This window comes from Nostoc sp. UIC 10890 (assembly GCF_054786515.1).
In genome coordinates this window covers 16,372-40,405 of the sequence record NZ_JBSGKF010000007.1, presented here as the reverse complement: position 1 = coordinate 40,405, position 24,034 = coordinate 16,372, and the positions used below count along the sequence as shown (strand labels likewise).

At 42.3% G+C, this 24,034-nt stretch carries 21 protein-coding genes; 6 read left to right on the top strand and 15 right to left on the bottom strand.

Annotated elements, in window-relative coordinates; genetic code table 11:
- Positions 1–8: 8 nt before the first annotated feature.
- From ACWATR_RS35335 to ACWATR_RS35320, 4 genes are read right to left on the bottom strand one after another with little or no spacing between them, the layout of a single operon-like run.
- Positions 9–245, bottom strand: a complete 237-nt coding sequence (locus ACWATR_RS35335) for a hypothetical protein (RefSeq protein ID WP_460343608.1) — start codon at positions 243–245, stop codon at positions 9–11.
- Positions 242–487, bottom strand: coding sequence for a hypothetical protein (locus ACWATR_RS35330; protein WP_460343605.1), 246 nt, complete (start codon positions 485–487; stop codon positions 242–244). The genes ACWATR_RS35335 and ACWATR_RS35330 overlap by 4 nt, the downstream gene beginning before the upstream one ends.
- The gene (locus ACWATR_RS35325; RefSeq protein WP_190898990.1) at positions 484–717 is read right to left on the bottom strand and encodes a hypothetical protein; all 234 of its coding nucleotides are present in this window, start codon (positions 715–717) and stop codon (positions 484–486) included. Before ACWATR_RS35325 ends, ACWATR_RS35330 begins: the two co-directional genes overlap by 4 nt.
- Before the next feature lie 3 nt (positions 718–720).
- Positions 721–1,836 carry a ParM/StbA family protein gene (locus ACWATR_RS35320; RefSeq protein ID WP_460343601.1) on the bottom strand — a complete coding sequence of 372 codons (1,116 nt, stop codon included), beginning with the start codon at positions 1,834–1,836 and terminating at the stop codon, positions 721–723.
- Positions 1,837–2,141: 305 nt separating this feature from the next.
- Between ACWATR_RS35320 and ACWATR_RS35315 the strand changes: the two genes are divergently transcribed.
- The 3 genes from ACWATR_RS35315 to ACWATR_RS35305 all read left to right on the top strand — a co-directional run bounded on the left by ACWATR_RS35315 (position 2,142) and on the right by ACWATR_RS35305 (position 6,729).
- The gene (locus ACWATR_RS35315) at positions 2,142–2,312 is read left to right on the top strand and encodes a ribbon-helix-helix domain-containing protein (RefSeq protein ID WP_100903772.1); all 171 of its coding nucleotides are present in this window, start codon (positions 2,142–2,144) and stop codon (positions 2,310–2,312) included.
- Between the two features lie 532 nt (positions 2,313–2,844).
- The gene (locus ACWATR_RS35310) at positions 2,845–5,781 is read left to right on the top strand and encodes a plasmid replication protein, CyRepA1 family (RefSeq protein WP_460343598.1); all 2,937 of its coding nucleotides are present in this window, start codon (positions 2,845–2,847) and stop codon (positions 5,779–5,781) included.
- A 636-nt stretch (positions 5,782–6,417) separates the two neighbouring features.
- Positions 6,418–6,729 carry a hypothetical protein gene (locus tag ACWATR_RS35305; protein ID WP_460343595.1) on the top strand — a complete coding sequence of 104 codons (312 nt, stop codon included), beginning with the start codon at positions 6,418–6,420 and terminating at the stop codon, positions 6,727–6,729.
- A gap of 6 nt (positions 6,730–6,735) precedes the next feature.
- On the opposite strand, the gene ACWATR_RS35300 is transcribed toward ACWATR_RS35305, so the two are convergent.
- Positions 6,736–7,725 carry a protein rep gene (locus ACWATR_RS35300; protein WP_460343592.1) on the bottom strand — a complete coding sequence of 330 codons (990 nt, stop codon included), beginning with the start codon at positions 7,723–7,725 and terminating at the stop codon, positions 6,736–6,738.
- Positions 7,726–7,924: 199 nt separating this feature from the next.
- Positions 7,925–8,389 (bottom strand): hypothetical protein, encoded by a 465-nt coding sequence (locus tag ACWATR_RS35295; protein ID WP_460343589.1) that lies wholly within the window; start codon positions 8,387–8,389, stop codon positions 7,925–7,927.
- Positions 8,390–9,548: 1,159 nt separating this feature from the next.
- Between ACWATR_RS35295 and bchD the strand changes: the two genes are divergently transcribed.
- Entirely contained in the window at positions 9,549–11,573 is a 2,025-nt protein-coding gene (gene bchD, locus ACWATR_RS35290; protein ID WP_460343586.1) for a magnesium chelatase ATPase subunit D, read from the top strand.
- A gap of 316 nt (positions 11,574–11,889) precedes the next feature.
- Here bchD and ACWATR_RS35285 read toward each other — a convergent pair whose 3' ends face one another.
- The 3 genes from ACWATR_RS35285 to ACWATR_RS35275 form a co-directional block, all read right to left on the bottom strand.
- Entirely contained in the window at positions 11,890–12,258 is a 369-nt protein-coding gene (locus ACWATR_RS35285) for a DsrE family protein (RefSeq protein ID WP_460343583.1), read from the bottom strand.
- Between the two features lie 256 nt (positions 12,259–12,514).
- Positions 12,515–12,769, bottom strand: coding sequence for a hypothetical protein (locus ACWATR_RS35280; RefSeq protein WP_460343580.1), 255 nt, complete (start codon positions 12,767–12,769; stop codon positions 12,515–12,517).
- A gap of 283 nt (positions 12,770–13,052) precedes the next feature.
- Positions 13,053–13,181, bottom strand: coding sequence for a hypothetical protein (locus ACWATR_RS35275; protein WP_460343660.1), 129 nt, complete (start codon positions 13,179–13,181; stop codon positions 13,053–13,055).
- Here ACWATR_RS35275 and ACWATR_RS35270 point away from each other — a divergent pair.
- Positions 13,181–13,303 (top strand): nucleotide-binding protein, encoded by a 123-nt coding sequence (locus ACWATR_RS35270; RefSeq protein ID WP_460343577.1) that lies wholly within the window; start codon positions 13,181–13,183, stop codon positions 13,301–13,303. The two genes, ACWATR_RS35275 and ACWATR_RS35270, sit on opposite strands and share 1 nt — an antisense overlap.
- 262 nt (positions 13,304–13,565) lie before the next feature.
- On the opposite strand, the gene ACWATR_RS35265 is transcribed toward ACWATR_RS35270, so the two are convergent.
- Both ACWATR_RS35265 and ACWATR_RS35260 read right to left on the bottom strand, forming a co-directional pair.
- Positions 13,566–14,165, bottom strand: coding sequence for a hypothetical protein (locus ACWATR_RS35265; protein WP_460343574.1), 600 nt, complete (start codon positions 14,163–14,165; stop codon positions 13,566–13,568).
- Positions 14,166–14,210: 45 nt separating this feature from the next.
- Positions 14,211–14,477: a hypothetical protein gene (locus ACWATR_RS35260; RefSeq protein ID WP_460343571.1), complete on the bottom strand. Its 267-nt coding sequence runs from the start codon at positions 14,475–14,477 to the stop codon at positions 14,211–14,213.
- Between the two features lie 531 nt (positions 14,478–15,008).
- On the opposite strand from ACWATR_RS35260, the gene ACWATR_RS35255 reads away from it, so the two are divergent.
- Complete coding sequence (locus tag ACWATR_RS35255; RefSeq protein WP_460343568.1) at positions 15,009–17,219, top strand: heavy metal translocating P-type ATPase; 2,211 nt, start codon at positions 15,009–15,011, stop codon at positions 17,217–17,219.
- A gap of 306 nt (positions 17,220–17,525) precedes the next feature.
- Here ACWATR_RS35255 and ACWATR_RS35250 read toward each other — a convergent pair whose 3' ends face one another.
- The 4 genes from ACWATR_RS35250 to ACWATR_RS35235 all read right to left on the bottom strand — a co-directional run bounded on the left by ACWATR_RS35250 (position 17,526) and on the right by ACWATR_RS35235 (position 23,553).
- On the bottom strand, positions 17,526–17,933 hold the full coding sequence (locus ACWATR_RS35250; protein WP_460343565.1) for a hypothetical protein: 408 nt from the start codon (positions 17,931–17,933) through the stop codon (positions 17,526–17,528).
- 83 nt (positions 17,934–18,016) lie between these two features.
- A complete protein-coding gene (locus ACWATR_RS35245; protein ID WP_460343562.1) occupies positions 18,017–19,174 on the bottom strand; it encodes a ParB/RepB/Spo0J family partition protein in 1,158 nt (385 codons plus the stop codon).
- Positions 19,171–19,941, bottom strand: coding sequence for a ParA family protein (locus ACWATR_RS35240; protein WP_460343559.1), 771 nt, complete (start codon positions 19,939–19,941; stop codon positions 19,171–19,173). The genes ACWATR_RS35245 and ACWATR_RS35240 overlap by 4 nt, the downstream gene beginning before the upstream one ends.
- Before the next feature lie 270 nt (positions 19,942–20,211).
- Positions 20,212–23,553: a PAS domain S-box protein gene (locus ACWATR_RS35235; protein WP_460343556.1), complete on the bottom strand. Its 3,342-nt coding sequence runs from the start codon at positions 23,551–23,553 to the stop codon at positions 20,212–20,214.
- Positions 23,554–24,034: the final 481 nt, after the last annotated feature.

The window sequence follows — 24,034 nt, the reverse complement described above, 5'->3', positions numbered from 1 at the left end:
TTGCTCCCTCAAACCTGGGAATAGAACTCGATATTTAGAATCGCTTCGTGAATCTCCATTAAGGCTTGCACTGCATCGCCTATTTTTAGGTCATTCGATGTACTGAACCTTTCGGACGCTTCGATTTGTTGATAATTTGGGGATGCTTGGACGAACCTTAAAATCTGTTCGCAACCGAGGATAATGGTCATGATTTCGGTTGTTGTTAGGCTTGGTTGTGTCTTTTGGGTGTCGTGGTCGCTCATGACTTTTTCCCTTTTCTTTGAGCTTTTATCGGTGTGGGTTGGGGTTCTGGCTGATTACTTGGGGATTGTGGCTGGTTCGGCTTTTGAAGTACATAGCTGATTACCCCTCCACCTCCGACAGCTGCGGCAATGGTGAACATATTGTTTCTGCCAAGCTGCTGCACTCCAAAGTAGCCAACGGCTAACGCTGCTGCTGTTGCTCCAATGCCTAAAACCGTGTTTCTAAATGTGGTTCTGTTCATGCTGCCCCTTTGAAATTAGTGACCATTGCGCTAAGTGCCGATTTATTGGGCTGTGTAGATGTTGCTGTTTCAACTTTGGGTGATGTTTGGACATTACCGTGTTGAAAAATCAGCTTCTCTACACCTGCTGATAATGCTTGTGTTGGCGCATCTTGGGGTAAATCAAACATCTTGCACAATTCAATTACTGCTAAGTAGGAGATGGTTATACGCCGAGATTCGTAATTCATTAATTAAGCTCCCAAAGAGATTTGAGTTAATAGTTTCAACCCCAAAGCATTGATGAATTGGGGATTGTTCAAAATCACAAAGCCAAAACCGGCTAGGTTCTGATCCACCACTGGCAGAGAAACACCCCCACCCCAGGCGACAAGGTATTTAGCACGGTCTAGATAATTGCCAGCAGTTACGAAATTGGCGAATTTCTCAATTCTGGTACTCCACCATTCATCTAGACATTGGCTGTACTCGGTTTCAAACTTTTTACCTGTGAGGTGGTTGCCGCCGTATGTGAAAGTCCCTTCTACAATTCCCTGGTTAACGAGACTGGGCGAGTGTTTCACATCCTTGGACAGCAGACTTACTCGGTCGTTCCGCTTGTCTAGTGCCTCTGCAATCATGCTGTGCAGTTCACCGGCTCCACCTTCAATCAGGTGTCTGTCGATCACTGCACCACTGCCGTTAAAGACAGTTACTAGCCAAGTTGATGAACCGATATCGAGTGCGATCGCTAATTCTGAGGGGTCAAGTATTAGGGATGCTTCACCGAATAAGCAGTGAGCAATGCTTCCAAATCCTTCAGGGTAAATGCCTGTAACAACAATTTCAACTGTCTTGGTGACAATGGAACGAGTTACAGGGTGCAGATGTTCAAAGGTGTGAGTCCCTTCAACCCTGCGTTTAATCTCAGTTGCCCAGCGTTCTGGGTTATGGTTGCTCAAACTAATTGAAAGCTTGACTACATCGGGAATATTCAGAACTGCTAAGTCAGCAAGGATGCTTTCTAATGCCAGTTCTGCTTTTTTCGCCTTATCTTCGTGTAGCAGGGTGTGGTCACTTTGCGCTAGAGCCGCACTGCCCCAGAAAAATTGAACATCTTTTAAGTCCAAGCGCGTTCCTTCTACATACCGCACCCAGCAGCCATCTTTTGAGATGGTTTCGTGGTGCATGATGTTTCGGTTGCGAACAAGTGAGTATGCGGCAGGCATCATGATCGAAAAATCACCGATGATTGCTTTGCCATACCCTGCACCTGAGTCTTTTCCGGCAATGAGGTCAGTTAGCCCTGATTTGGCTAACAAGTCTGCTTGAACTAGCCAGTTTTTGGCATTGGAATATAAGGTTGTCATGGTTCAGATGATTGTTAAAGTCTTGATTTTTCTGGCTTTGGAGAATTTAGAGGCTGAATCGCCTTAAATCCACACATCCAGTTAGGGGTTAGCCATAGCATCACTTTCTGGCTTCTATTGCCTTTGTTTTGTGTCGTTTTTTGGCTGACAAAACTATTATAGCATCTATTTCGATGCACTATGATGGTATTTACCTGCACATAAAGTTTAAAATAGATGTAGTTAACAGCAATACCGCAGCAGTTTAAACTTAAATAGGAATCACAGCGTATGATTTAGGAGGCAATTTGAAGCGAAAATGATGCATGAGCAAGCGTTTTAGTGTAACGCTACCTGATACTGTATTTGATCAGCTTGAAGCACTAGCTGAGAACCAAGGGCGAACTACTGCCAATCTAGCGGCATACCTGATAGAAGTAGGAGTACGCAATATCAAGGTAGAACCGTTGCCAACTGAAAGAGAGAAGAACAAATAACCGACTCAGCACAAGTGCAGTGCAAAGCCTCATTTCTTGAATAATCATCAACTCTTGTTGAGTAATTTCAAGTAAAAAATCCCAGTCTTGTTAGATATAAGACAGCCAAAAGTTCTGTACAATCAGCAAGTACTCAAATGAAGCGTAAAACGGAGGTGAATATACAAAAGACACAAAAATTAAAAGGACAAAGAGCCACTCAGTAGTGAACGCTTTGCCCGACAGAGAAAATTAAATATTTCAAATATTGGGAAGCGGGGTTTATCTCTAGAGAACCAAAAAAGTGGATTGTAGTTGGAAGCTCGAACCACAGATTGGCGAAAGAGATTAGTCCGCGCTGCTTACTCATATTATATGAGTTACTGTGGAAATTTCTATATTTTCACTGCGAAATTTTGCATATAAATTTATCAAATTTTTTGATAAGTAAAAATTTTCAACAAGCAAAACAGTAAATCTCGTAGATATAAGGTGTAGCAGCGCAATAACCCCCTCCAGATACTAAAAACCAATGTATTTGAGGGAAAAAGCTGTGAAAAATAGTAATTGTGGACTTCAAAAAATTGAAGTTACACAGAGGTACGAGATCATATCCCGTCCCTCTGACATAGAAGCGCACCATTGGAATGAATGGTTAGCCAGTGCTGTTGACCCTGGAATTATTGCGCTAAACGTGATTTCCGTATCGGGTACTGCCGCCTACGATTACCTGTTTTATGGTCAAAACGTCCCCCGCCGTAACGATGGACGACTCAGAGACGGGGTACTCAAGAATTATCGCCACATCGAAGGACTGAACTGGTGGTGCAGTGGCGTTGACCCGCTTAACGATTATAGCCCCATGATGTGGGGCGGCATGAAACCCGACCACCCCAGGCGCGACCTGAACAAAGTTCTTAAATTCATCAAGTATGAACATCCCCTAAGAGTGCCAACACGGGCATTCTTCCTGGCAGTACCAGATTACATTTGGGAGAGTGTAGCCGCCCGATATGACTTGCCCATCAGCGATGAAGATAGGGCATTAGGCTTCTGGCATTGGGTATGGAAGTACAACATCTCAGTTGTGATTTGTGAGGGTGCTAAAAAAGCAGGGGCATTACTCACTATGGGCTATGCAGCGATCGCCCTTCCTGGGATAAACAGTGGCTACCGCAATCCCAAAGATGAATTTAGACAGCCCACAGGTAATTTACACCTAATTCCAGAGTTGCAACACTTCGCCACCCTTGGACGTAAATTCATCATTTGTTTTGACCACGACACCAAGCCAGAAACAGTTCAACGGGTGAATATTGCCATTAGCCAAACCGCGAAACTGTTAACGAAGTGTGGCTGTCAAGTCTTAGTAACACAGTGGAGTTACCCTGAAAAAGGCATTGATGACTTAATTGCCGCTAGGGGGCCAGCTGTTACTGATGAAATCATAAAACTAGCACTGACAAAAGAAAAATGGCAGGTCAAAGAGTACAGCCGACTCTCAATTGAGGCGGCACTCGTCCTCAATCAGCGTTACCTGGGAGCATTGACCATCCCGGAAACCGCTAAACTGATTTTACTCAAATCCGTTAAAGGTTCTGGTAAAACCGAGTCATTTGCCGCGATCGTTGCTGAGGCGATCGCTAACGGTCAACCCGTTATCCTCTTATCGCACAGAGTACAGTTAGCCCAAGCGATCGCTGACAGGGTAGGCATCCCCTACATCACCGAAGTCAGAAACAGCGAAACAGGAGTTTTACTCGGTTTTGCGCTGTGTGTAGACAGTTTACACCCCAACGGTCAAGCCAGATTTAACGCTGCCCACTGGAAAGAACCCTTAGTAATCATTGACGAATCTGAACAGGTAATCTGGCACTTGCTCTCTGCCAACACTGAAGTTAAGAAGCATCGAGTGGAAGTCCTCAACCAACTTTCCCAGTTATTCAAAAATGCCTTCGCCCCTGGACGGGGTAAAGTTATCCTGGCTGATGCTGACTTATCTGATTTATCACCAGAAATGGTTATGGGTCTAGCAGAAACCAACGTTACCCCTTGGGTGGTGGTCAACAACTGGAAGGGTCAACCCTGGAACATCTACCACTACAAACAAACTACCCCGGTTAATTGGTTAGCTGCTCTGGAAGCCCACATCAAAACCGGGGGTAAGCCCTTTATTGCCGTTGATTGCCAAAAAGCTAAATCCAAATGGGGAACCAAAGTCTTAGAAGCGAGGTTCAAGAAACAATTTCCCCATCGCAAAATACTTCGTATTGACTCCGAAACGATTGCCGATCCGCAACACGAAGCTTACAACTGCATCTCAAGATTAAACAAAGTGCTGCTGGAATATGACATTGTGCTGGCCTCCCCATCCATCGGCACGGGAGTCAGCATTGACATTTGGGGGCATTTTACCAGCGTTTGGGGGTGCTTCCGGGGAGTAGCACCAGAAAATGCCACTCGCCAAGCCTTAGCCCGTGTCCGAGAGGCGATACCGCGTCATCTCTGGGTAGCCCCTCATGGACTTGGGAAAATCGGCAACGGAGCAATTAACCTCAAATCCCTGTTAGCCTGTGAGCATAAACGCTTTCAAGCTAACTTGAAGCTGCTACAAAATGCTTCATTGATCATTGACGGCGATGAAATCAACATTAACCGTACTGCCTTAAACGTTTTTGGCAAAATGGCTTGTCGCATCAATGCGGGTATGGTTCATTACCGCGACACAGTGCTAGAGGAATTAGGCAACGAAGGCCATAACATTGTCGATGTCCATGACAACAAAATTCGCAAAAAGTTAAACAACGAAATCACTGCCCAAACAAATGAAGTTTACAACGGCGAATGTCAGGATATAACTGCTGCCGATACAACTGCGATGACTGCTGCCAAATATTCGGCGCTACAACAACAACGGGCTAAAACCACTACTGAACGCCACATTGAGCGCAAATATAAGCTAGAGCAACGTTACGGTGTGGATGTTACCTCAGAACTCGTCAAAAAAGACGATCAAGGTTATTACCCACAACTGAGATTGCATTTTTACCTGGGCTTAGGCAGAGCCAAAGTTGCTGACCGCGATCGCAAACTGGGTGAAAAGATGCTTGCCTGCAAGAGTGCTTGGCTACCAGACTTTAACGGCGGTCAACTTGGGCTAGTGATTCATGCCTTGGAACTGTTCAACATCCCCCAATTCATCGCCGGCGATCGCGAATTCCGGGGAACTGATGCCGACCTCGTGCAGATGGCTAACAATGCCTTAAGTGTGAAGTGGCAGGTGAAAACCGTTCTGGATATTACCCTCAATGATAATGACAGCCCCATCGTTATTTTAAGGCGATTGCTCAAGAAGATAGGGCTAAAACTCAAATACATCTGTCGTGATGGCACGGGCGATCGCCAGCGAGTTTATCGTGTGGTTGACGCTGACGATGGACGTGATGAAATCTTCCAAAACTGGCTGTCTAGGGATGCAGCCCAGGCTTAACAACAATTCGCAACTCTAAACCTAACTAAATAGCTGTGCCAGTTGTAGCTTATAGACTACAGCCTAGTTTTCTCATGGCTTGGTTACGTCTTTTGCACGTTTTTAGAACACTGGTGAACTTAACAACGTAGCAGTTGACCAACTATAGCCTCTTTCATGCCAGTTTTTCGTCACGTCCACTAACGGTAATTAAATAGATATACAGGTTTACTGGACAAGTAAAGTAATACAGTCCAATGGTCATAAACCCTCAAACCCCCAATCTTTTATATACACTGTTGCGGCGACTTCCTGGCACGGCTGACCTTTGCGCTGTTAGCGGAAAGTGCTAGCAACCCTTTACCAGAGTAAAAGTAACTCAAAGATGAAAGTTAGCTTTTAAAAGTAAACCTATGAGTCTTGCTCTTTTTATTAATTGAATATCGAAGCTATTTTTCAGTTTCAAGAGAAGGTAATTAATATCCTCGCAATCCCAGTCATCCACTCGTTGTTTGTCTGGGATTTCCCGTTTTGCTCCCTAGACCGGCTAACGCCTAGGGAATGTGAAGAATAAATCTTTTTGCCTTCCCCTGAAGGTTATTTTTTTGTTCTTTTCGGGTTGATTAAAAGTGATTTATCAATTAAATGAGGTTAAAAATGCCTGAGTTCTTAATTAATATTCGTGTAATTCCTGGTGTTCCTGTTGGACGTATCTTTGTTCCAAATTCTTTCTTAACTAAACCAGAATTTCTACGTTGGTATGATTCTATAGTGATTTATCATATTACTCACTATGCTAGTGGGAAAGTGATTTGGTTTTTTGCTCCTATTTCTGAGTATTGTCGTCTTGCTTCTTCTTATCCACATCACCAATATTCTGCTTATACTCAATATCTGCTAGATTCGGCATCTACATTCTTTAGATGCCTGAAACCGCCATATATTACTGATGATGAGTATTTTAACTAACCTTAGTTATCCCTCATAATTGTACTTATGTAATTTGTGATCCCATCTGAAAGACACTGTTCTCTGATTCGCCTTATCCATCTCTTCACCGCAGTTAATGAGGTCTTGGTTCTTCTCCTCTAACTCCCGCATATAATGTCTGAGTACACCCCCTGTAGCAATCGCTCTGGTTTTATGCAACTGGCGGGTTAACTCTAAAAACCATTCCCTATCAGCTATTAAGTCTGATTCCTTTACCTGATACTTGAGAATTTCGGGAATTAGTATTGTAGGGTCATGTTGTTTTGCGATCGCGCTAATATGAACAACTGGCTCGTAATCAATATGCAAGCACTGCTGCCATAATGTTACCCATTTGGCTTGAGACAAGTAGCCATGACTAAAATACGAAGGCTGTACTATTGCTAAAATATGTAAATGTGGATGTGCAGATATTCCATCCCTACCCTTAGTTACTTCTATCGATTTAACCCAACCCTTTGCTGGCCATGCTTTCAATTCAGTTAATCCTTTAAAAGCCTTGTTCATTGCATCCAAGGTTGTTCTTAGTTCCGAAATCTGGCAATTCTTTACTGTCAATGTCAGAAACAACCAACGGTACTTGGGGTAATCTGTAACAACCTGTGGCAAGATTTTGTAAGCTTTGGCTTTCCACATGAGTGATCGCCGCCATTGACAAACAGGACAGTGACGAACCCTGCAAAATCTAGTATGTAATAACTTGAGTTTTAAAATTCCACCCGCTTCTTCTGGTGATAGTTGAAACTCTAAACACTTGGAACAGATTTTTATTCGCCAAGCGTAATTATTTAACTCATGATCATCTGCTGTAGCGTAATAATTAGAAACCAGTTCAGCATTAGCTCTATGTTTATCCCAAGTTTTCCCTATATTAGTAATGTCGCTTAATTTCAGTGAATTTTGATGTTTTATAAACTGGTTTAGCGATAATAAGTTAAAGTCAACAATATTTCTATCTGAAGCTTGACCAGACACAAAGATTCTGTGATTTGTTTGGTTAATAAATTCCAAACTAACATCAATTAAAACATCGAGCCTCAGTGGTAATACACGACAATTCCATCCCGTCAAGTACAATTAGCCAATCCCTCTCCCAATATTGCCAGAGGTTGTCCGTCAGGACAGGGTGAGGGTATACCTCATATACTTAAAATTCGATGTAATTTAATTCGCCTTATGTGTTTGATTCAGCCTGTTGCTGCTGCGCTACTGGCTCTTTACTTTGTCTCTTGCCCTTTGCACTATTTACTGTTGATTTATCCGGCTCACTACTAGCTTGAACTGACGCAGTATTTACCACTAATGGCTCAGTTTCAGTAGCCGGATTTGATGACCGATTTTTGTCGTCGCTTAAAGATGTGTTTTTCTGGCGACGGTTGCTTTTCTTCAACTCACCTACTAAATATTTGATTCTGCTGCCAGCTAAATTAATCCCCAGACCCTTCAGCATTTCTGAAACTTCGTCGTAAGTGTAGCCGTACTTGTCAGAAGTCAGTTTCTCGATGTATCTCCTCATCTTACGAACAGCTTCCCTGTCCGATACATCTTCTCGCTCTTTCGGCTTCTGCTCCTTCAGTAGCTTAATGGCCTTATCAATCTTGCCCTTCGTAATTACTTCTGAATTCTGATGTTCACTCATGGTTACTCATGAATCTTGATTAACTGATAATTATCGGCTATTTGATATAATTTGCACCAATTGGTTTTCAAAATCCTACAAAAATCGGCTATCGCGGCTACGCCGAATTACCTTTTCATATTGTGGCTACGCCCAACTAGTTTTTAGTATGGCAGCTTCGCTGGTCTTCTTATTCAAGCTAATGCTAAAAATCTGACTATTACAGCTACGCTGAATCTAGACTTTTACTTAAAACAGCTACGCTGAATTATTTTTTAGTATTGTGGCTACGCCGGACTATTATATTGTGTGACAGCTACGCTGAATCAGAGAATTTTCATATAGCGGCTACGCCGTTTTTATCTCCTCTATGGTGGCTACGCCGAACCAGAATTTACCGACTGCTTGATTTGATTCAAATTCCGGCTACGCCGTTGCTATCCTCCCTTGTAAGTTGTAGGATGATCAGCAGCACGGCTACGCCGTTGTACTCCCGCCTTCAGCCCCCTGCTGTCCCCTCCGTACACAGGTAGCCGACGACACTTCCCTACCCCGAAAATGGGCTAGGAGCCAGCCATGCCTTAAAGCTTACGCTTTACCTCGCTCCGCTCGGACGGCAAAGCTGGTTTAGTGGGGTTTCACCCCCCTAAAAACCCCCCTCGCGTGATGTCCTCATTCCCCCTAAGTTATGGCGAATCGCAAGCAGTCAAAAGCTCTAGTCCAAAAGCATATTTTCCTAGTTCGCTTAAGCGACATCGAACTGGACTTACTGCGAATAAAATCACTTGATACGGGGATGTCAGCGAGTGAACTAATGAGGCGCAATGCGTTGATGCGTCCATTGCCAATCAAAAATTGATAAACGCTTGTGATTTTATAACCATTCTAAGTAATTCCACAGTTACATCTTTGTTACTTCCACGCTAAGAAGAAGCGAGATAATTAAACTCAAATAATAAAGTGCTGTCTAAAGAGTGAGTTTTATCTGTTCCTGTGAGAGCTAAAGTATAGCTATCAAAATAGACAACACAAAAATGTTTTGATTTGGACTAACCTAGCAATATTAGCTGTAGAAAATAGCTGGTTCAATCATCCAGAACAGATAAATGTTTATGTCTGATCAAACAAGAATACCATCTAAAATTGCCAATTTACAGCAAATATTCAATGCTATCACCCCATGAATTTATCGAGTTACTCATCTGTAATTCCCACCTTTCCCTTGATAGCTATAGTTGGTCATCAGGCGATTAAATTAGCGTTATTAATCGTAGCAGTAGACCCTGATTTGGGAGGGGTGGTTATTTCCGGTCGTCGTGGTACAGCTAAATCAGTTATGGCTCGCGCTCTCCATGCGTTGCTTCCCCCTATCGAAGTAGTCCAGGGTTCTTGCTGCAACTGTGACCCCGATAAACCAGATGAGTGGGATGATGAAACAGTTAGAAGAAGCAGGAAGCAGAAGGATGGACAAACTAATTTCTCCCTACTGCCAACAGAAGTAATTCCCGTTCCTTTTGTGCAAGTTCCCCTGGGTGTGACTGAAGATAGATTGTTGGGGTCGGTGGATGTGAGTCAGTCAATCAAGCAGGGAGAGACGGTATTTCAACCAGGATTGCTAGCACAGGCACACCGGGGAATTTTGTATGTGGATGAGATTAATTTGCTGGAGGAACATATTGCTAATCCGCTCTTGGCTATTTTAGCTGAGGGGCGTAACCAAATTGAGCGGGAGGGCATTAGTTTTCAACATCCCTGCAAACCGTTATTTATTGCCACCTATAACCCAGAAGAAGGTAAACTGCGAGAACATTTATTAGATAGAATTGCGATCGCGCTTTCTGCTGATGAGGTGTTAAGTATAGATGAACGTGTCAAAGCTGTGGAGCAAGTTGTCAGTTACGCAGAATCTCCGCCAAAATTTCTCCAGCAATATGCCGAAGACATCATAGACCTAAAAACCCAAATTATTCTAGCGCGAGCATTACTAAAAGATGTGCAAATTAAACGCGAACAAATTGCCTATTTAGTCAACGAAGCTATTCGCGGTCAGGTGCAGGGACATCGCGCCGAATTGTTTGCAATGCGAGTTGCGAAAGCTAGCGCGGCTTTGAATGGGCGGTTAGAAGTGAATGCTGAAGATTTGCGCCATGCAGTGGAGTTAGTGATTGTACCAAGAGCAACAGTAATTGAGGTGACAAGAGAACAGCCACCACCGCCAGCACCACCCCAACCGCAACCAGAACAACCGGAGCAAACAGACACCGAAACTCAAGAGGAAACCGAACAGGAAACACGGAGTATCCCTGAAGAATTTGTCTTTACCCCAGAAGGAGTTATCCTTGACCCGGCGGTACTTTACTTTGCTAAAATCGCCCACGGCAGACGGGGTAAAGCAGGGGGACGTGGGCTGATTTTTTCCCAAGACCGAGGACGCTATGTCAAGCCGATGTTTCCCAAAGGAAAAATTCAACGGATTGCTATAGATGCCACCTTGCGAGCTGCTGCTCCCCACCAAAAGATACGTCACCAACGTCAGCCAGGTCGTCGGGTGATTATTGAAGATGACGATATCCGGGTGAAGCGATTAGCCCGCAAAGCCGGAGCATTGGTTATTTTTGTCGTTGATGCTTCTGGCTCAATGGCCTTGAATCGAATGCAATCAGCCAAAGGTGCAGCTTTACAATTACTAGCGCAAGCATACCGCAGCCGCGACCAAATTGCCTTAATTCCCGTCCGGGGTGAGCGTGCAGAGGTGTTATTGCCTCCTACGCGCTCAATTACCACATCTCATAAACGTCTAGACCGCCTACCCTGTGGTGGAGGTACACCCCTGGCTCACGGTCTGGCTCAGGCAGTGCGAGTCGGTTTAAATGCCATGCAATCCAAAGATATTGGTCAAGTTGTCATTGTACTGATTACCGATGGTGGGGCGAATATTCCCCTGTCGCGCTCCCTTGGTCAACCGTTTTTGGACGAAGAGAAACCAGATATTAAAGGGGAAGTGCTAGATATTGCTGTCAAAATTCGGACATTAGGAATACAGATATTGGTAATTGATACAGGAAATAAGTTTATTTCTAGTGGGTTGCCCAAGGAGATAGCACAACGGGCAGGAGGTAAATATTATCACTTACCTAAAACAACAGAGCGAATAATTGCAGCGATGACACAGAACGCAATAGCAGATATCAAAGCTGGTTTTTAGCGGTATGCAAAATATATGATTTGCTAACAAGTTGCTCAAATTTTTAGTCACACCAAAAATCCAATCAATACCTTTAATTATTGGTGCAGTTGAACGCCCTACAATGATGATAATATTTAATTTGACATAGGTTTTTCTAGTATTTATTAACTTTTAGGGTGACGCTCAAAAGCGTCGCTAATGGCAGTGCGGTCATGATTATCCATGACCGCACTGCCTCACCAACTCAATCACGATACGCTTGCGTAAAATAATTTTATCGATGAAAGTTACATCATTTTTTATCTTTTTGAGATGAATCAAACAGGCACTTTAATTAATAGTCTAAAGACAAAATGCGTCCTTGAGTGAAATTAAAGAAAGCTTCTTTTTCAGCTAGTTGTACACCCTCAATCAAATCTTCTGGTTGGTGGTTAGCGGCTTTTAAACACATGGGACAAACGCATATCGATACACCTTTTTTAATCAGTTTGGGTAAGAGGGTTTGTGCTGATTCAAACTCCCTAAATTCAATCGTTTTCCCTTTCTTAAGAGGAACTTCTACACTTTGGATATCAAAGAATACTAGGACATCTTTATCCTCGGCCATTTTCTCAGCTAGGGTCAATGCCATCAATACCCTGTGGGGATCTTCTGCTCCTCGACTAATGTGAATGAAGACTCCATCCTTTACTGTAGTTTCCATTTTTTCTCCGGCGAGCTTAAATATTTTGAGTGTTAATTAAAATTTTTGAATCTTGTCCAAAAATTTCGACAGTTTTATTCCTAACCACTCCTGCAATACTGTTTTTAAGGGCGAACAGCCGTTCGCCCCGATGACTGAGGTCTATTTACCTGATAATTGTAGTTAGTTTACAACGACGCGATCGCCTTTTTTGAGTAGATTCGTTTTTGCCTTCGACCTTTTGAAAAAGCTTGACTGAGGCTTCTCCAAAACATCTTTAGAAATCACCAAGCCTAATATGTTCTGAGAGAAGTTTCTTTAACTCCACTATGTTTTGTTTCTCTTGTTCCTTAACCTTGCTCCAAAAGGCTTGTACTGAATCAAACCCCTCAGCATTAACAATATATTGATCGTAACGCCATAGGGCATCCAGTCTTCGACTCAGATCGTGAACCATATCATGGTCGTGGTCTTTAACACCCTGCGATTCTCCCAGGTGTTCTACTTCCTTCTGGTAAGTTTCTAAACTCATTTTTCATTCCTCTGGGACTCGAAAAAATGGACTTAACCGATTTCTGGCTGCAAACCCAGTCTCTGTAGCTATTGGGCTTGTAGTCTCAGTGATTACAATCACTTTCATTCGGTTGTGGTTATAGTTTGAAATACGCCCTAGCCCTAGATTACTCAAGTCTGAGAAATCTTTGCTATTCCTTTTTGCAGATACATCATTTATCAAAAGACAGAATTAGTCATCTCCACCCGAAAGAGCGTAAACTAATATGATTGTTGGGTTTTACTTTGTTACACATAGCCTACTATCGCTGAAATTCATCAAAGTAATCAGCACCAGAACCATACTTCCAAGCATCTATCAAGCGATGCCAATAATATTGCTGCGAATTTGGTTGATTTTTAATCCAATGAAAAATATTAGGCAGAATCAATGTTGATTGGTATTTTCAACAGAAAGGGTGGTTGTGGAAAATCAACAACAGCAGTCCATCTTGCATACTGGTTAGTCCGTTCTAAGTCATTATTAGTTCGGGGAAAATCTTCAATTTCGTAACAATGTAAAAGTCCAGACCAGTAGTTATGGGTGGTTTTTATAAAGTTATCAATTGCGGTATTGAGTGTACCAGCTTTCTGCAATTGAGAGGATATTTCTGTTAATACTTCTTGATAACTTTGTTTAACTCCAGCAGCATCAAGACCTATTTTATTATTGAGAATGTTACTAGCTTTATCAACCCACCGATATGCAACTATAACAGGTGAAAATAAAGATGCAGTCGCAGCTAATCCCTTTGCTAGGAGGTGTTTTAGGTTAACTAAAGGTGGTGGTAAAGCACTTTTTTTTCTATCCGTTCTAAGCTTTGCTCTATCAATGTCAAATTTTCTTGTAACTTTAATCCAGATGCTTCTAACGGTGGATGACCATCATTGGTTATAGAACTACGTACTGCCGAACAATAATCTTCAATAATTGTCGCCAAATCCTTATCTTCATTGGCAACACTACGTTCAATATCTCGTAATCCTCTAACTTTTTTCTTTAATTCCTTTTTTGCATGTCTATCCGCCTCATATATGGGTTTAATTGCTTCCTTCACGTAATGATAATGACATAAACCATGAGCAATACTAGGTAATGCTACCCTAACAGCTTTGCGAATTGATTGTTGTCCATCACTAACAACGCCATCAAATGGTACATTTAGGGTATTAGTTACTTTTAATAATAACGCCACTAAATCTTCATTTCTTGATGATAATAAGGTTTTAGCTAGTATTATTTTTCCTGATAAGCAATCTCGAATTACCCATAATACCTCATGTCCAATTTCTGGCTGCATCCCATCAATAGCTAATATCACCCGTCCTTGATTTTTAAATATTGCTTTTAACCTTTTATGGTCTTTTAGCCACAAAGAATTTTCTCATCATATCTGTCAATGAGGTGCGTGACCGAACGCTTACCTTATACATATACCCTTTAATTCAAGGTGAGTGTGTATTTCGGGAACACTTCTATGTTCCTGGTAGCGTAATGCTCCTACATAAGCAATCACATCCAAACCAAATTCGTTTTGTGGTAGAGCGAGTGACCCTTCTTGCTCTGGTCGATATGCTTTTTTATACCGCAGACATGACTTATTTTGACATCGACGAATTTTTAGCTGTAGTTCTACTACCCCATAAAACGTTCTTATATGTCGAGGATTATTGTATTCATTCCACATTGCTTGACCGCACGAGGGGCATTTTTTTTGAACACAATCGAGTACTTCAAACGATGTTGCCTCTGGTTTTAACCCATAATCCTGATTGGAGTCAGGAATTAGAAGCTCATCTCAGGGAGGAGCAGCAAAAGCTCTTACAGCAAGACCGTGGTTTTAGCCTGTGATCCACGCTGTGCAGACCGAACTTGTTGCTGAAGAAGGCTCGACTCATACGGTCTTCGGGACGGGCAGAATGATTACTGGTTGGGCCGACAAGTTCAAAAAACTAGCTAAATTCTTTCTTAAGAAGATGAATCTATAAAAAAATGTAAAAAAAATTACTACATAATTAATTGTTACAGTTTGTGAATTAACCTAATCTTTAAAAATAATTGCGTTAGCTAGAAATTAATCAGCAAAAGTATTAAATAGACTTATGTTCACAGTTAGTTTTTCCGTAAGGGTTTGACATAACTATTTCGTGGGATGTTGAAATCTCTATTAGATGAATTCCCACCCATCACATCGCCACACCATTATGAGGGGGAAATCATGACGATCTCCACCAAGCCAGAAATCAGTACGCAAGTGGCTCAACAATCAAAAATTATCACAGGAATTGAGTATTATATAGTACATAAAATTTCCGGTAGAATTAGACTTCGTGTTCCTCTGTTAAACCAAGAACCTGATTACGCTCAACGTCTACAAGAGTTATTAACATCTGATAGCCGTATTTCACAAATTCGCGTTAATTCTTCTTGCAATTCTATTGCAATTGAATATCAATTATCAAATAATAACGATGAGTTAATGCAAGCGTATCTGGTACGTTTGCTTAATGAAGCAATAACAAGTCAAAATTCAAAAGTTAAAAGCCAAAAACTAGCAAAAACTGATGATGGCGTGAAGTTGCCAGCTTTTGCTACAGTTTTAGCTTTACTTGGGTTAGGGTTTCCCATTCCGAGGGCAATGATTGCGGCAACTGTGGCAATAGCCGCTTTACCTATTGCTCAACGTGCTTATGCCAGCATTACTCAAAAACGAAAATTCAATATAGATTGCCTAGATTTTATAGCGATCACCTTAACTTTTGCCCAAGGAAATCTGTTAACACCAGCTTTGATGATGACACTGCATGAAATTGGCGATATGATCCGTGATCGTACCGCACGAGTTACCGAAAATCACGCCGCTGATTTACTTGATTCTTTGGGACATTTCGCCTGGGTGGAACAACCAGATGGACAGAAAAAACGCATTCTTGCCACCCAAGTGCAGCCAAAGGACACAGTAATAGTCTATCCAGGTGAGCAAATCCCTGTGGATGGGCAAATTCTGCGCGGCAAAGCTTTAATTGACCAGCAAAAACTAACTGGCGAATCAATGCCAGTTTTGCGTCATGTAGGGCAAGCAGTTTATGCTTCTACCCTAGTACGAGAAGGAGAAATTTACATTCAAGCTGAACGTGTAGGTGCTTCCACTCGCGCTGGTGCAAGTATCGAGTTAGTGCAACAAGCCCCGGTTCACGATACACGCATGGGTAACTATGCCGCCAACATTGCCGACAAAGCCGTATTACCAGCCTTGATTTTTGCTGGCTTGGTGTTAGCAGCAACCCGCAACCCAGCTAGGGCAGCATCTATCCTTACCCTTGATTTTGTTACCGGGATTCGTGTTTCCCTACCGACAACTTTCTTAGCAGCCTTGCACCACGCTACTAGACACGGTGTTCTCATCCGCAGTGGTCATGCTTTGGAAAAATTGGCAGAGGTGGACATCTTGGTATTTGATAAAACAGGCACTTTGACCAAAGGTGAAATCGAAGTTGTAGAAGTGGAAACCGTAGCTGGGAGAATGTCTAGTCAAAGGCTGGTAACTCTAGCCGCCGCCGCCGAACAACGCCTAACTCACCCAGTCGCCGAAGCCGTAGTCCACTACGCTGAGAAACAAGGTATTGAGATTCTCCCCCGCCAAGAATTTCTCTATGAAATTGGTCTAGGAGTACGAGCGGAAATTGACGGTGAACAAGTTATTGTGGGGAGTGATCGCTTTTTACGTCAGTGTGGTGTTCCCCTCGATTGTCTTTATGAACAACATCGCTGCAACGATGCAGATTGCCCTTCTCATCTAAATTGCCGCATTTCTGCCCATGATTCTTTGTTGTATGTGGCAGTTAATCAAGAATTTCAAGGAGTAATTTATTATACAGACCCCCTACGTCTAGAAAGTGCAGTGGTAATTGAAAAACTGCAAACTGAATACGGTATGGAAATACATCTGTTAACAGGTGATAATCAGTACAGAGCTATAGCTGTTGCCCAAGAACTGCATCTTCCCCTGTCGCAAGTCCATGCTGAGGCATTTCCTGAACAAAAAGCCGAAATTATCCAAAAATTACACAAATCTGGGAAAACTGTAGCGTTTACTGGCGACGGCTTAAATGATTCCATTGCCCTAGCTTATGCTGATGTGGCGATTTCTTTTAGTGGTGGTTCCGAGGTAGCCAGAGAAACAGCTGATGTTGTCTTGATGGATGATAACCTTAGCAGTTTTTTAGAAGCAATTGCGATCGCCCGCCAAACCCAAGCAGTAATAAAACAAAATATCGCTTTAGCTGTCGTTCCCAACCTCGCAGCTTTAGGACTAGCCACAACGACAGGGCTGCATCCCTTAGCAGCCACAGTTATCCACAATGGTTCCGCAATTGCAGCTGGGTTAAATGGGTTGCGTCCCCTCATGCACCGAGATTCACCGATGTAGGGGATGAAGGAAAAGACATCTCGGCTTTATGCAAGCAAATTGGGGTTTTTTGCATTAACCCCCGAAAAGGGGGATTCTAGAATTTGTTGTTGAATGGTACTTCACTCTTTTGATTAGTACGCGATCGGTGAAAGCTAGTCAGGGTGAAGAGTATCACTATTTCTTAGACGATCTAAGAATGGTATTTTGAGACATGTAAAGAGACATAATTCAGACAAGTCTCAAATTGTACACTTTCTGATACGGGGTTTAGCCAAGAATCTTATCTGGCAAGAGTTATAGGGTGATAGCGTCAAAACTCACTTTTCATAATCCCCCTTTTCGAGGGTTTATCCCAAAAACCCCAAACTCATATTCAGTTAAATTCCATCCGCTACTGCGATAATTGCCCTCGAATATTGGAGAAATGTTGATAGTGAACAACGGGCGAAATTGACGGCGATTCGATTCAACTACATAAAGCTGCGGAAAAGCTACAGCGATTGATGGTAATTTTGTTTGCTCAAAGTTCTTTGCACTTTTAAACGGTTGCTTTATGTTTTTAAATAAAGACTCGTCTATTAATAATTTATCGCCTACCAGATTTACGAGAGAGTCCCAGATGTTCGGTTGAGCAGAGTCGTCAGGTTCTACTTTGGCATTACTCAAATTTTCAACATGGATGTAATCTAACCAAGCTTTGAGTAATGCTCGAATCTGTGAATCTGATGCCATCTCTGTTTCTCCCCTCGCACCCAATAATGAATCAAAGGTAAAAAGACTCTAAAAGTAGAGATTACCTGACAATTCACCCCAAGTCACTCATCCCCTAGTAAGGCTTCGAGCTTGTTCAAAAGGTTTACTAGCTGCTTTTGCTTTCTAGGTTCTTTCCAAAGCTGACGCTTTTTAATGCGCTGGGTGATATTTTGGAGGCGGTCTGGTATTTGGTTAGTTGCTTTAGATGAGGATGCTTGTTCATCATCCGTCCAAGCTGTGATTTTTTCTTTGATTTGACTTAAAGACCAATCCGAGGCTATCGCTTCGGACAAAAGTTTTTTTCGGATTTCATTATTTCTTACCCGCGCCAAGACTTGTGCTTTGGTGTATTCCAGTTGACCAGAACGCAGTGCTATTAAAATTTCTTCGGGCAGATTGAGCAAAGGTAAGCGTGTGGTAATGAACGATAGCCAATTCATGAGTCCCAGGCTCTCAAACACCTGTTGTACCGTGTTTGATTGTTCTTCATCTAGGTTAGGAGAAACGTTTTTACTAGATTCAGTTTCATCGGCTAAATGGTCAGAAACGTTGTCCTCAGTTTGTGGATTATCGGGGTTAGGAAAAACGTTTTTACTAGATTCATTTTTATCGGCTAAATGCTCAGAAATGTTGTCCTCAGTTTGTGGATTATCTGAGTTAGGAAAAACGTTTTTACTAGATTCATTTAATGAGGATTTTGACGGCTGTTCCCCCTTACTGTGAGCGTTTTTCATTCGATACAGCAAGGATTTCACGGCTTCTACATCGCAATGCAGCCGGATTGCCAACAGGTGCAAGATCCCTTCAGTTTCTTCAACAGGGTTCAGGTCTTCTCGTTGCAGGTTTTCAATCAAAGCCAACTGAAACGCTTGGTCATCAGATAGCTCACGCACAACCACAGGCGCAACTTCAAGTTCTGCTGACTGCCCTGCCCGATAACGTCGCTCTCCTGCTACTAATTCATATTTCCCTCCACCAATTGGACGCACCAACAGAGGTTGGAGGATGCCATGCTGTTTGACTGACGAGACTAATTCAAGTAATGCTTGTGGGTCGAAGTATCGTCTAGGTTGCTGTTGGGGCAGAACTATATCTGAGAGTTTGATAGTAGTTTCAGTAGCGGCTGGCGTTTCTGCATCTGGGGAGGATAACCAAGGTGCAGGGGGTGGAGTTGTAATTTGACCCCCAAAGGGTTTGTCTGTTTGTTTGCGTCGGATCATAAAGCCTCCAAAGCCTTGGCGATTTCTTCAAGAATACTGACTACAGGATGTTTCGGGTCAAATACTGCTAGAGGCGCACGTTCTTCTGACGCATCGACAAAAGCGGTGGCTCTGGGTATGGGTGGGAAAATACGACCCCAAGCTGAAAGTTGTTCTTGGATGGCTGCCAATGCGCGTTTATCGGCTGAGTTCTGTTGAGCATACCGCGTGGGAATAAACCCGGCTATTTGGATTTTGCGGTTGGCTTTATTTTTTACGTGGGTGATAGTTTGTAAAAGCTCGTCAGTTCCCTCGAAAGCTTTGAGATGGGTTTCCACGGGAACGAGTACGTGTGTGGCCGCGACTAAGGCAATATACGAAAGCAATCCTAAGCTGGGGGGACAATCTATAAGAATGAAGTCGTATTCATTTAGAACAGATTCAACGGCTTCCTTAAGGCGCAACTCGCGCATCGCAGCACTGACTAACTGCATTTCGGCTCCACTTAAGACTCGGCTTGCTGGAACCAAGTCCATACCGTGAATGCCCTCATGAATCGGTAAGGGCTGCTCGTCGATAATGGCATCAGCAATGGTTTTTTGTAACTGAGATGGCACTAACCCCATGAATTTGGTCAAGCTTGCTTGGGGGTCTATGTCGATGAGGAGGACGCGGTGTTTTCGTCGCGCTAGGTGGTATCCCAAATTTTGGGTCAGTGTCGATTTGGCGACACCACCCGCTTGGTTAAACAGGGCAATAATGCGGCATTGATTGTCAGAAGTTGACACTGGCTTTCGTTCCTAGAAGATACGATGATCTTTGGTCAACCGGCTCGGTTTTAGTTTCCAGTGTAAGTGGTGAAGGTGAAAAAAGTTGATTTTTTAGATAGAAATTCCAGCAGTTTTTATATAACTTCACCGTATGTAGATTGAACACGGACACTATCATCTGGACTGTATATTTTAAGATAAATGCTATGACAACCAATTTGGGGTAGATATTACGCTATATCTACGCCTAAATCTAAGACATTTTACAAATAAGCAATGTTCTACTATTTAATCCCCGATTACATCCGATAGAGTAGTTAATAAATCTTTGGCTGTGTAGGGCTTATACAGAAATTTATCTGCACCAGCCTCAATAGCCTTCTGCTCGTAAGTGGGTAAGCCACTGCTGGCAATAATCTTGACGTTAGGGTTCATAGTTCGCAGGGTTCGGATGGCTGTTAATCCGTCCATGTTAGGCATGAGCATATCTAGTAATACGACACTAATTTGTTGCTTATATTGGACATAGAGAGCAATAGCCTCAATGCCATCGTTAGCTACAAAGGTTTTGTAATTATAATCTGCCAAGGTTTGCTGTGTGATTTGCTGTATAACTGCTTCATCATCTACCACTAAAATTAACTCGCCCTTACCTCTTGGCAACTTTGCCTCTATTGTAATTTCGCTTGCTGTTCCTTCTGCTTTAGGTAAAAATATCTGAAATTTTGTGCCTTTACCTACCCTAGTTGCTACTTCTATAAAACCGCCGTGGTTCTTAACAATACCTGAAACAGTTGATAATCCTAGTCCTGTCCCTTTACCGACCTCTTTAGTGGTAAAAAATGGCTCAAATATGCGCTCCTCAATTTCTGGAGGAATACCTGTTCCTGTATCTGAAATGGTGACAACGATGTAGCTTCCTGCTTGAGCCTCAAGGTGCATTCGGGCATAGGTAGAATCAATTATTCGATTTTTGGCAGTAATAGTTAGAGTACCACCATTGGGCATAGCATCACGGGCATTGACTGCCAAGTTCATGAACACCTGTTCTAGTTGGGTGGGATCGGCTTGCACCATCCACAAAGTGTTTGTCGGAATATTGGCAACAATTTCAATTGATTGAAGAAATGTCTGTTTGATGACTTTGACTAATTCTTTAAGCAAATGTCCAGGTTGCAGGAGGATGCGTTTTCCTTCTGTGCCACGGGCAAAGGTGAGAATTTGTTTAATTAAGTCAGCTCCACGCTTTGAGCTGGTTTCTAAAATTTTGAACAGTTCTTGAGTCTGTGTATCCACATTTTTGCATCTGAGGGGTAACACTTGTGAAATCATTATTATGGGAGTAAAGACATTGTTGAGGTCGTGAGCAATACCACTGGCAAGAGTTCCTATACTCTCCAGGCGTTGAGCGCGGTAAAATTGTTGCTCTATTTGCTTTTTCTCGGTAATGTCGGTGGAAATACCACAAATAGCGTAGGGTTGACCATCACTGTGGCACAAGGGAAACTTGACACTCAAGTAAGTATGTAAGCCGTCATCAAATTGAAGGATTTCCTCAGACTGCAAAGGTATAACAGAAGTGAGAACTTGTTGATCGTTTTTGCTCAAGCCTTGAGCAATGTCAGCAGAAAAGATTTCATAGTCAGTTTTATTTTTGACTTTCTCTCGCGTCAGGTGGGTAAGTCTTTCAAATTCAGAATTTACTAGAATATGCTGCCCTTGCATATCCTTAACATAGATGACTGCTGGGGAATTATCTATAATCGCCTGGAGTCGTTGCTCACTATCGATAAATGCTGCTTCCGATTGTTTGCGAGCAGTAATATCAATCACGATTCCCGTCATCTGAAGGGGTTGAGCAACTTCATTGTAAAAAACTCTGCCAATGCCCTCTGCCCAGCGAATCGTACCATCAGGTTTTACTAACCGAAACTCAACCCTATATTGAAATATATGTGCATTAATCGCTTGCTGAACTGCATTTGTAACTAATTTGCGGTCTTCAGGATGAACACAATTTAAAAATGATTCAAATTTGCCATTAAATGTCTCTCTAGTTAGACCGAATAAATCAAACACACTCTCAGACCAAATAACTTCATCATTGGGAATATTCCAGTTCCAAGTACCAGCATGAGCCGCCAAGAGTGCTAGTTGTAGTTGTTCCTCGCTTTCTTTGAAAGCGTCTTCCGCCTGTTTACATTCACGCAGTGCGGTTTGGCGATCACTTACATCTCGCAATATTGAAAGATGGCGATGCGGTATATAGTTGGCAACTGCTGCAAATTCCGTTTCTCGCACTGTGCCGTCCTGACGATGTAATCTAAACTCCCCAGACATTTGCCCTTGTTCACGGAACTGTTGCCAAGCTTGGGTGAAATCAAATCCAGGTTCGGCAAAATCTGCAATTGTAGAACCTAAAAGTTCTTCTTTCGATAAACCAAACAGGTTACAGGCAGCCGGATTAACATTTACATACCGTCCTTCGTCATCTGCAATGGCGATCGCATCAAGAGCATGATCAAACAGGGCTTGCCACTCATGTTCACGCTGCTGGAGCAAGGCTTGTGCTTTTTTGTGATCCTCGATTTCCTTTTGCAGACGTGCATTTGTTAGTTCCAGTTCGGCTGTACGCTCTGCCACCCGCAACTCTAATTTTTGTTGTTCTTGACGAAGTGATTCCTCAACTTGGCGGCGTTGTTTGACTTCCTGTTCTAACTGCTGGTTAGTTTGTCTGAGTTGAAGGGTTTGTTGGGCAACTTTTTCTTGTAAGACTTGGATAACCTTGACTGTTTCTAGGGGTTCAAGCACTTGCAGGAGATTGGTTTGTGTCACCAGTCCTTGCAGTTGGCCTTGTTCACCCACGACGGCTAACCGCCTCACCCCTCGCTCTTGCATCAACTGGTGAACAGTCCACAAAGATTCAGTGGGACTGATACTTAATACAGGGGTACTCATCACAGCTTGCGCCTGGGTTTGAGTTATATCTAATCCTTGCAACTGAACTTTGATAATATCTTTCTCAGTGATCATCCCCACCGGGATCAGTGCTGTCTTCTGTTGAGCAATAATGACGACACAACTAATCCGATGCTCACTCATTATCTGTGATAATTCCAGCACGGATGTAGTTGGTAGAGCATGAATAACTTGGGTTACCATCACCTCTTTCACACATCGCAGTTTTAGCAAGTGCGCTGGCTGGAGAACTTGACGAATTCTATCTTGGGTAATCAAGCCTACCAATTGCCCAAGATCATCTACTACAGGCAGATAACAAATGCGATGCTGGCGCATAAAAGATAAGGCTGTGAAGGCATTTTGCTCTTGAGTCAACGTCAGGCTAATAACTGGCTGCGTCATCATCTCTGAAATTAGAACCCTAGATAAATCTACCCTTGCTCCAGTCAGCCTAGCTATATCCCTGAGTGTGAATATACCTACTAATTTTTTTTCTTCAACTACTAAAACACAACTACTAAAATTAGTCGCAGATTCTACTGTATCGCAGCTTACCGGATTCATAAGCGTAATTACATCAGTAAGTGGCGTATTTGGTAATACAGTTAAAGGGAAAAATTCAATTACCTGCTCTAAACTTGGTAAATCCGCAGTATAAAGTGATGTCATTATTTCCGCTTTTCAACTAAAGTAAAAAAAAGTTTTTCAAAAATTCGGTTGCTGAAAAACTCCTTTTAAAGATTAATTTTTCAGCTAAATAACCAAACTTAAGCTTTTTCTTAAATCAAAGCTTTGATATTAATTTTTACTAAGGTTCTGAGATGATATCTAATGATATTAAGAACTTTGGATTGATGAAGAAAATGGACTAGATAGATTATACAACTATTTCCAAAACGAATAGCTAGCTGACTTTGAAGTACCTATATTTAGCCATTATTCATAAATATTCAGCAATTTAATTCTCTCTTTACCCAAAATATTGGTCAAATTAACAAAATAGACAAACATACCCTTTTTTTCTTTTAAAACCTTTAATTATACTTCTATGTTTTCCCTGTATGAACTACTCACACTCATCGCTTTGAGCTTGGAGTAGTTTAAATAGCTTAGATAATTACCAAAAGTCTACTAAAAAATGTTGAATTAG

Excerpts from the sequence above, each read along its gene's own strand:
- ACWATR_RS35245 (WP_460343562.1), bottom strand. The coding sequence starts at position 19,174 with ATGATCCGACGCAAACAAACAGACAAACCCTTTGGGGGTCAAATTACA.
- ACWATR_RS35260 (WP_460343571.1), bottom strand. The coding sequence starts at position 14,477 with ATGTGGAATGAATACAATAATCCTCGACATATAAGAACGTTTTATGGG.
- ACWATR_RS35325 (WP_190898990.1), bottom strand. The coding sequence starts at position 717 with ATGAATTACGAATCTCGGCGTATAACCATCTCCTACTTAGCAGTAATT.
- ACWATR_RS35235 (WP_460343556.1), bottom strand. The coding sequence starts at position 23,553 with ATGACATCACTTTATACTGCGGATTTACCAAGTTTAGAGCAGGTAATT.
- ACWATR_RS35270 (WP_460343577.1), top strand. The coding sequence starts at position 13,181 with ATGTTGATTGGTATTTTCAACAGAAAGGGTGGTTGTGGAAAATCAACA.
- ACWATR_RS35330 (WP_460343605.1), bottom strand. The coding sequence starts at position 487 with ATGAACAGAACCACATTTAGAAACACGGTTTTAGGCATTGGAGCAACA.
- ACWATR_RS35315 (WP_100903772.1), top strand. The coding sequence starts at position 2,142 with ATGAGCAAGCGTTTTAGTGTAACGCTACCTGATACTGTATTTGATCAG.
- ACWATR_RS35250 (WP_460343565.1), bottom strand. The coding sequence starts at position 17,933 with ATGGCATCAGATTCACAGATTCGAGCATTACTCAAAGCTTGGTTAGAT.
- bchD (WP_460343586.1), top strand. The coding sequence starts at position 9,549 with ATGAATTTATCGAGTTACTCATCTGTAATTCCCACCTTTCCCTTGATA.
- ACWATR_RS35285 (WP_460343583.1), bottom strand. The coding sequence starts at position 12,258 with ATGGAAACTACAGTAAAGGATGGAGTCTTCATTCACATTAGTCGAGGA.
- ACWATR_RS35255 (WP_460343568.1), top strand. The coding sequence starts at position 15,009 with ATGACGATCTCCACCAAGCCAGAAATCAGTACGCAAGTGGCTCAACAA.
- ACWATR_RS35305 (WP_460343595.1), top strand. The coding sequence starts at position 6,418 with ATGCCTGAGTTCTTAATTAATATTCGTGTAATTCCTGGTGTTCCTGTT.
- ACWATR_RS35280 (WP_460343580.1), bottom strand. The coding sequence starts at position 12,769 with ATGAGTTTAGAAACTTACCAGAAGGAAGTAGAACACCTGGGAGAATCG.
- ACWATR_RS35335 (WP_460343608.1), bottom strand. The coding sequence starts at position 245 with ATGAGCGACCACGACACCCAAAAGACACAACCAAGCCTAACAACAACC.
- ACWATR_RS35295 (WP_460343589.1), bottom strand. The coding sequence starts at position 8,389 with ATGAGTGAACATCAGAATTCAGAAGTAATTACGAAGGGCAAGATTGAT.
- ACWATR_RS35320 (WP_460343601.1), bottom strand. The coding sequence starts at position 1,836 with ATGACAACCTTATATTCCAATGCCAAAAACTGGCTAGTTCAAGCAGAC.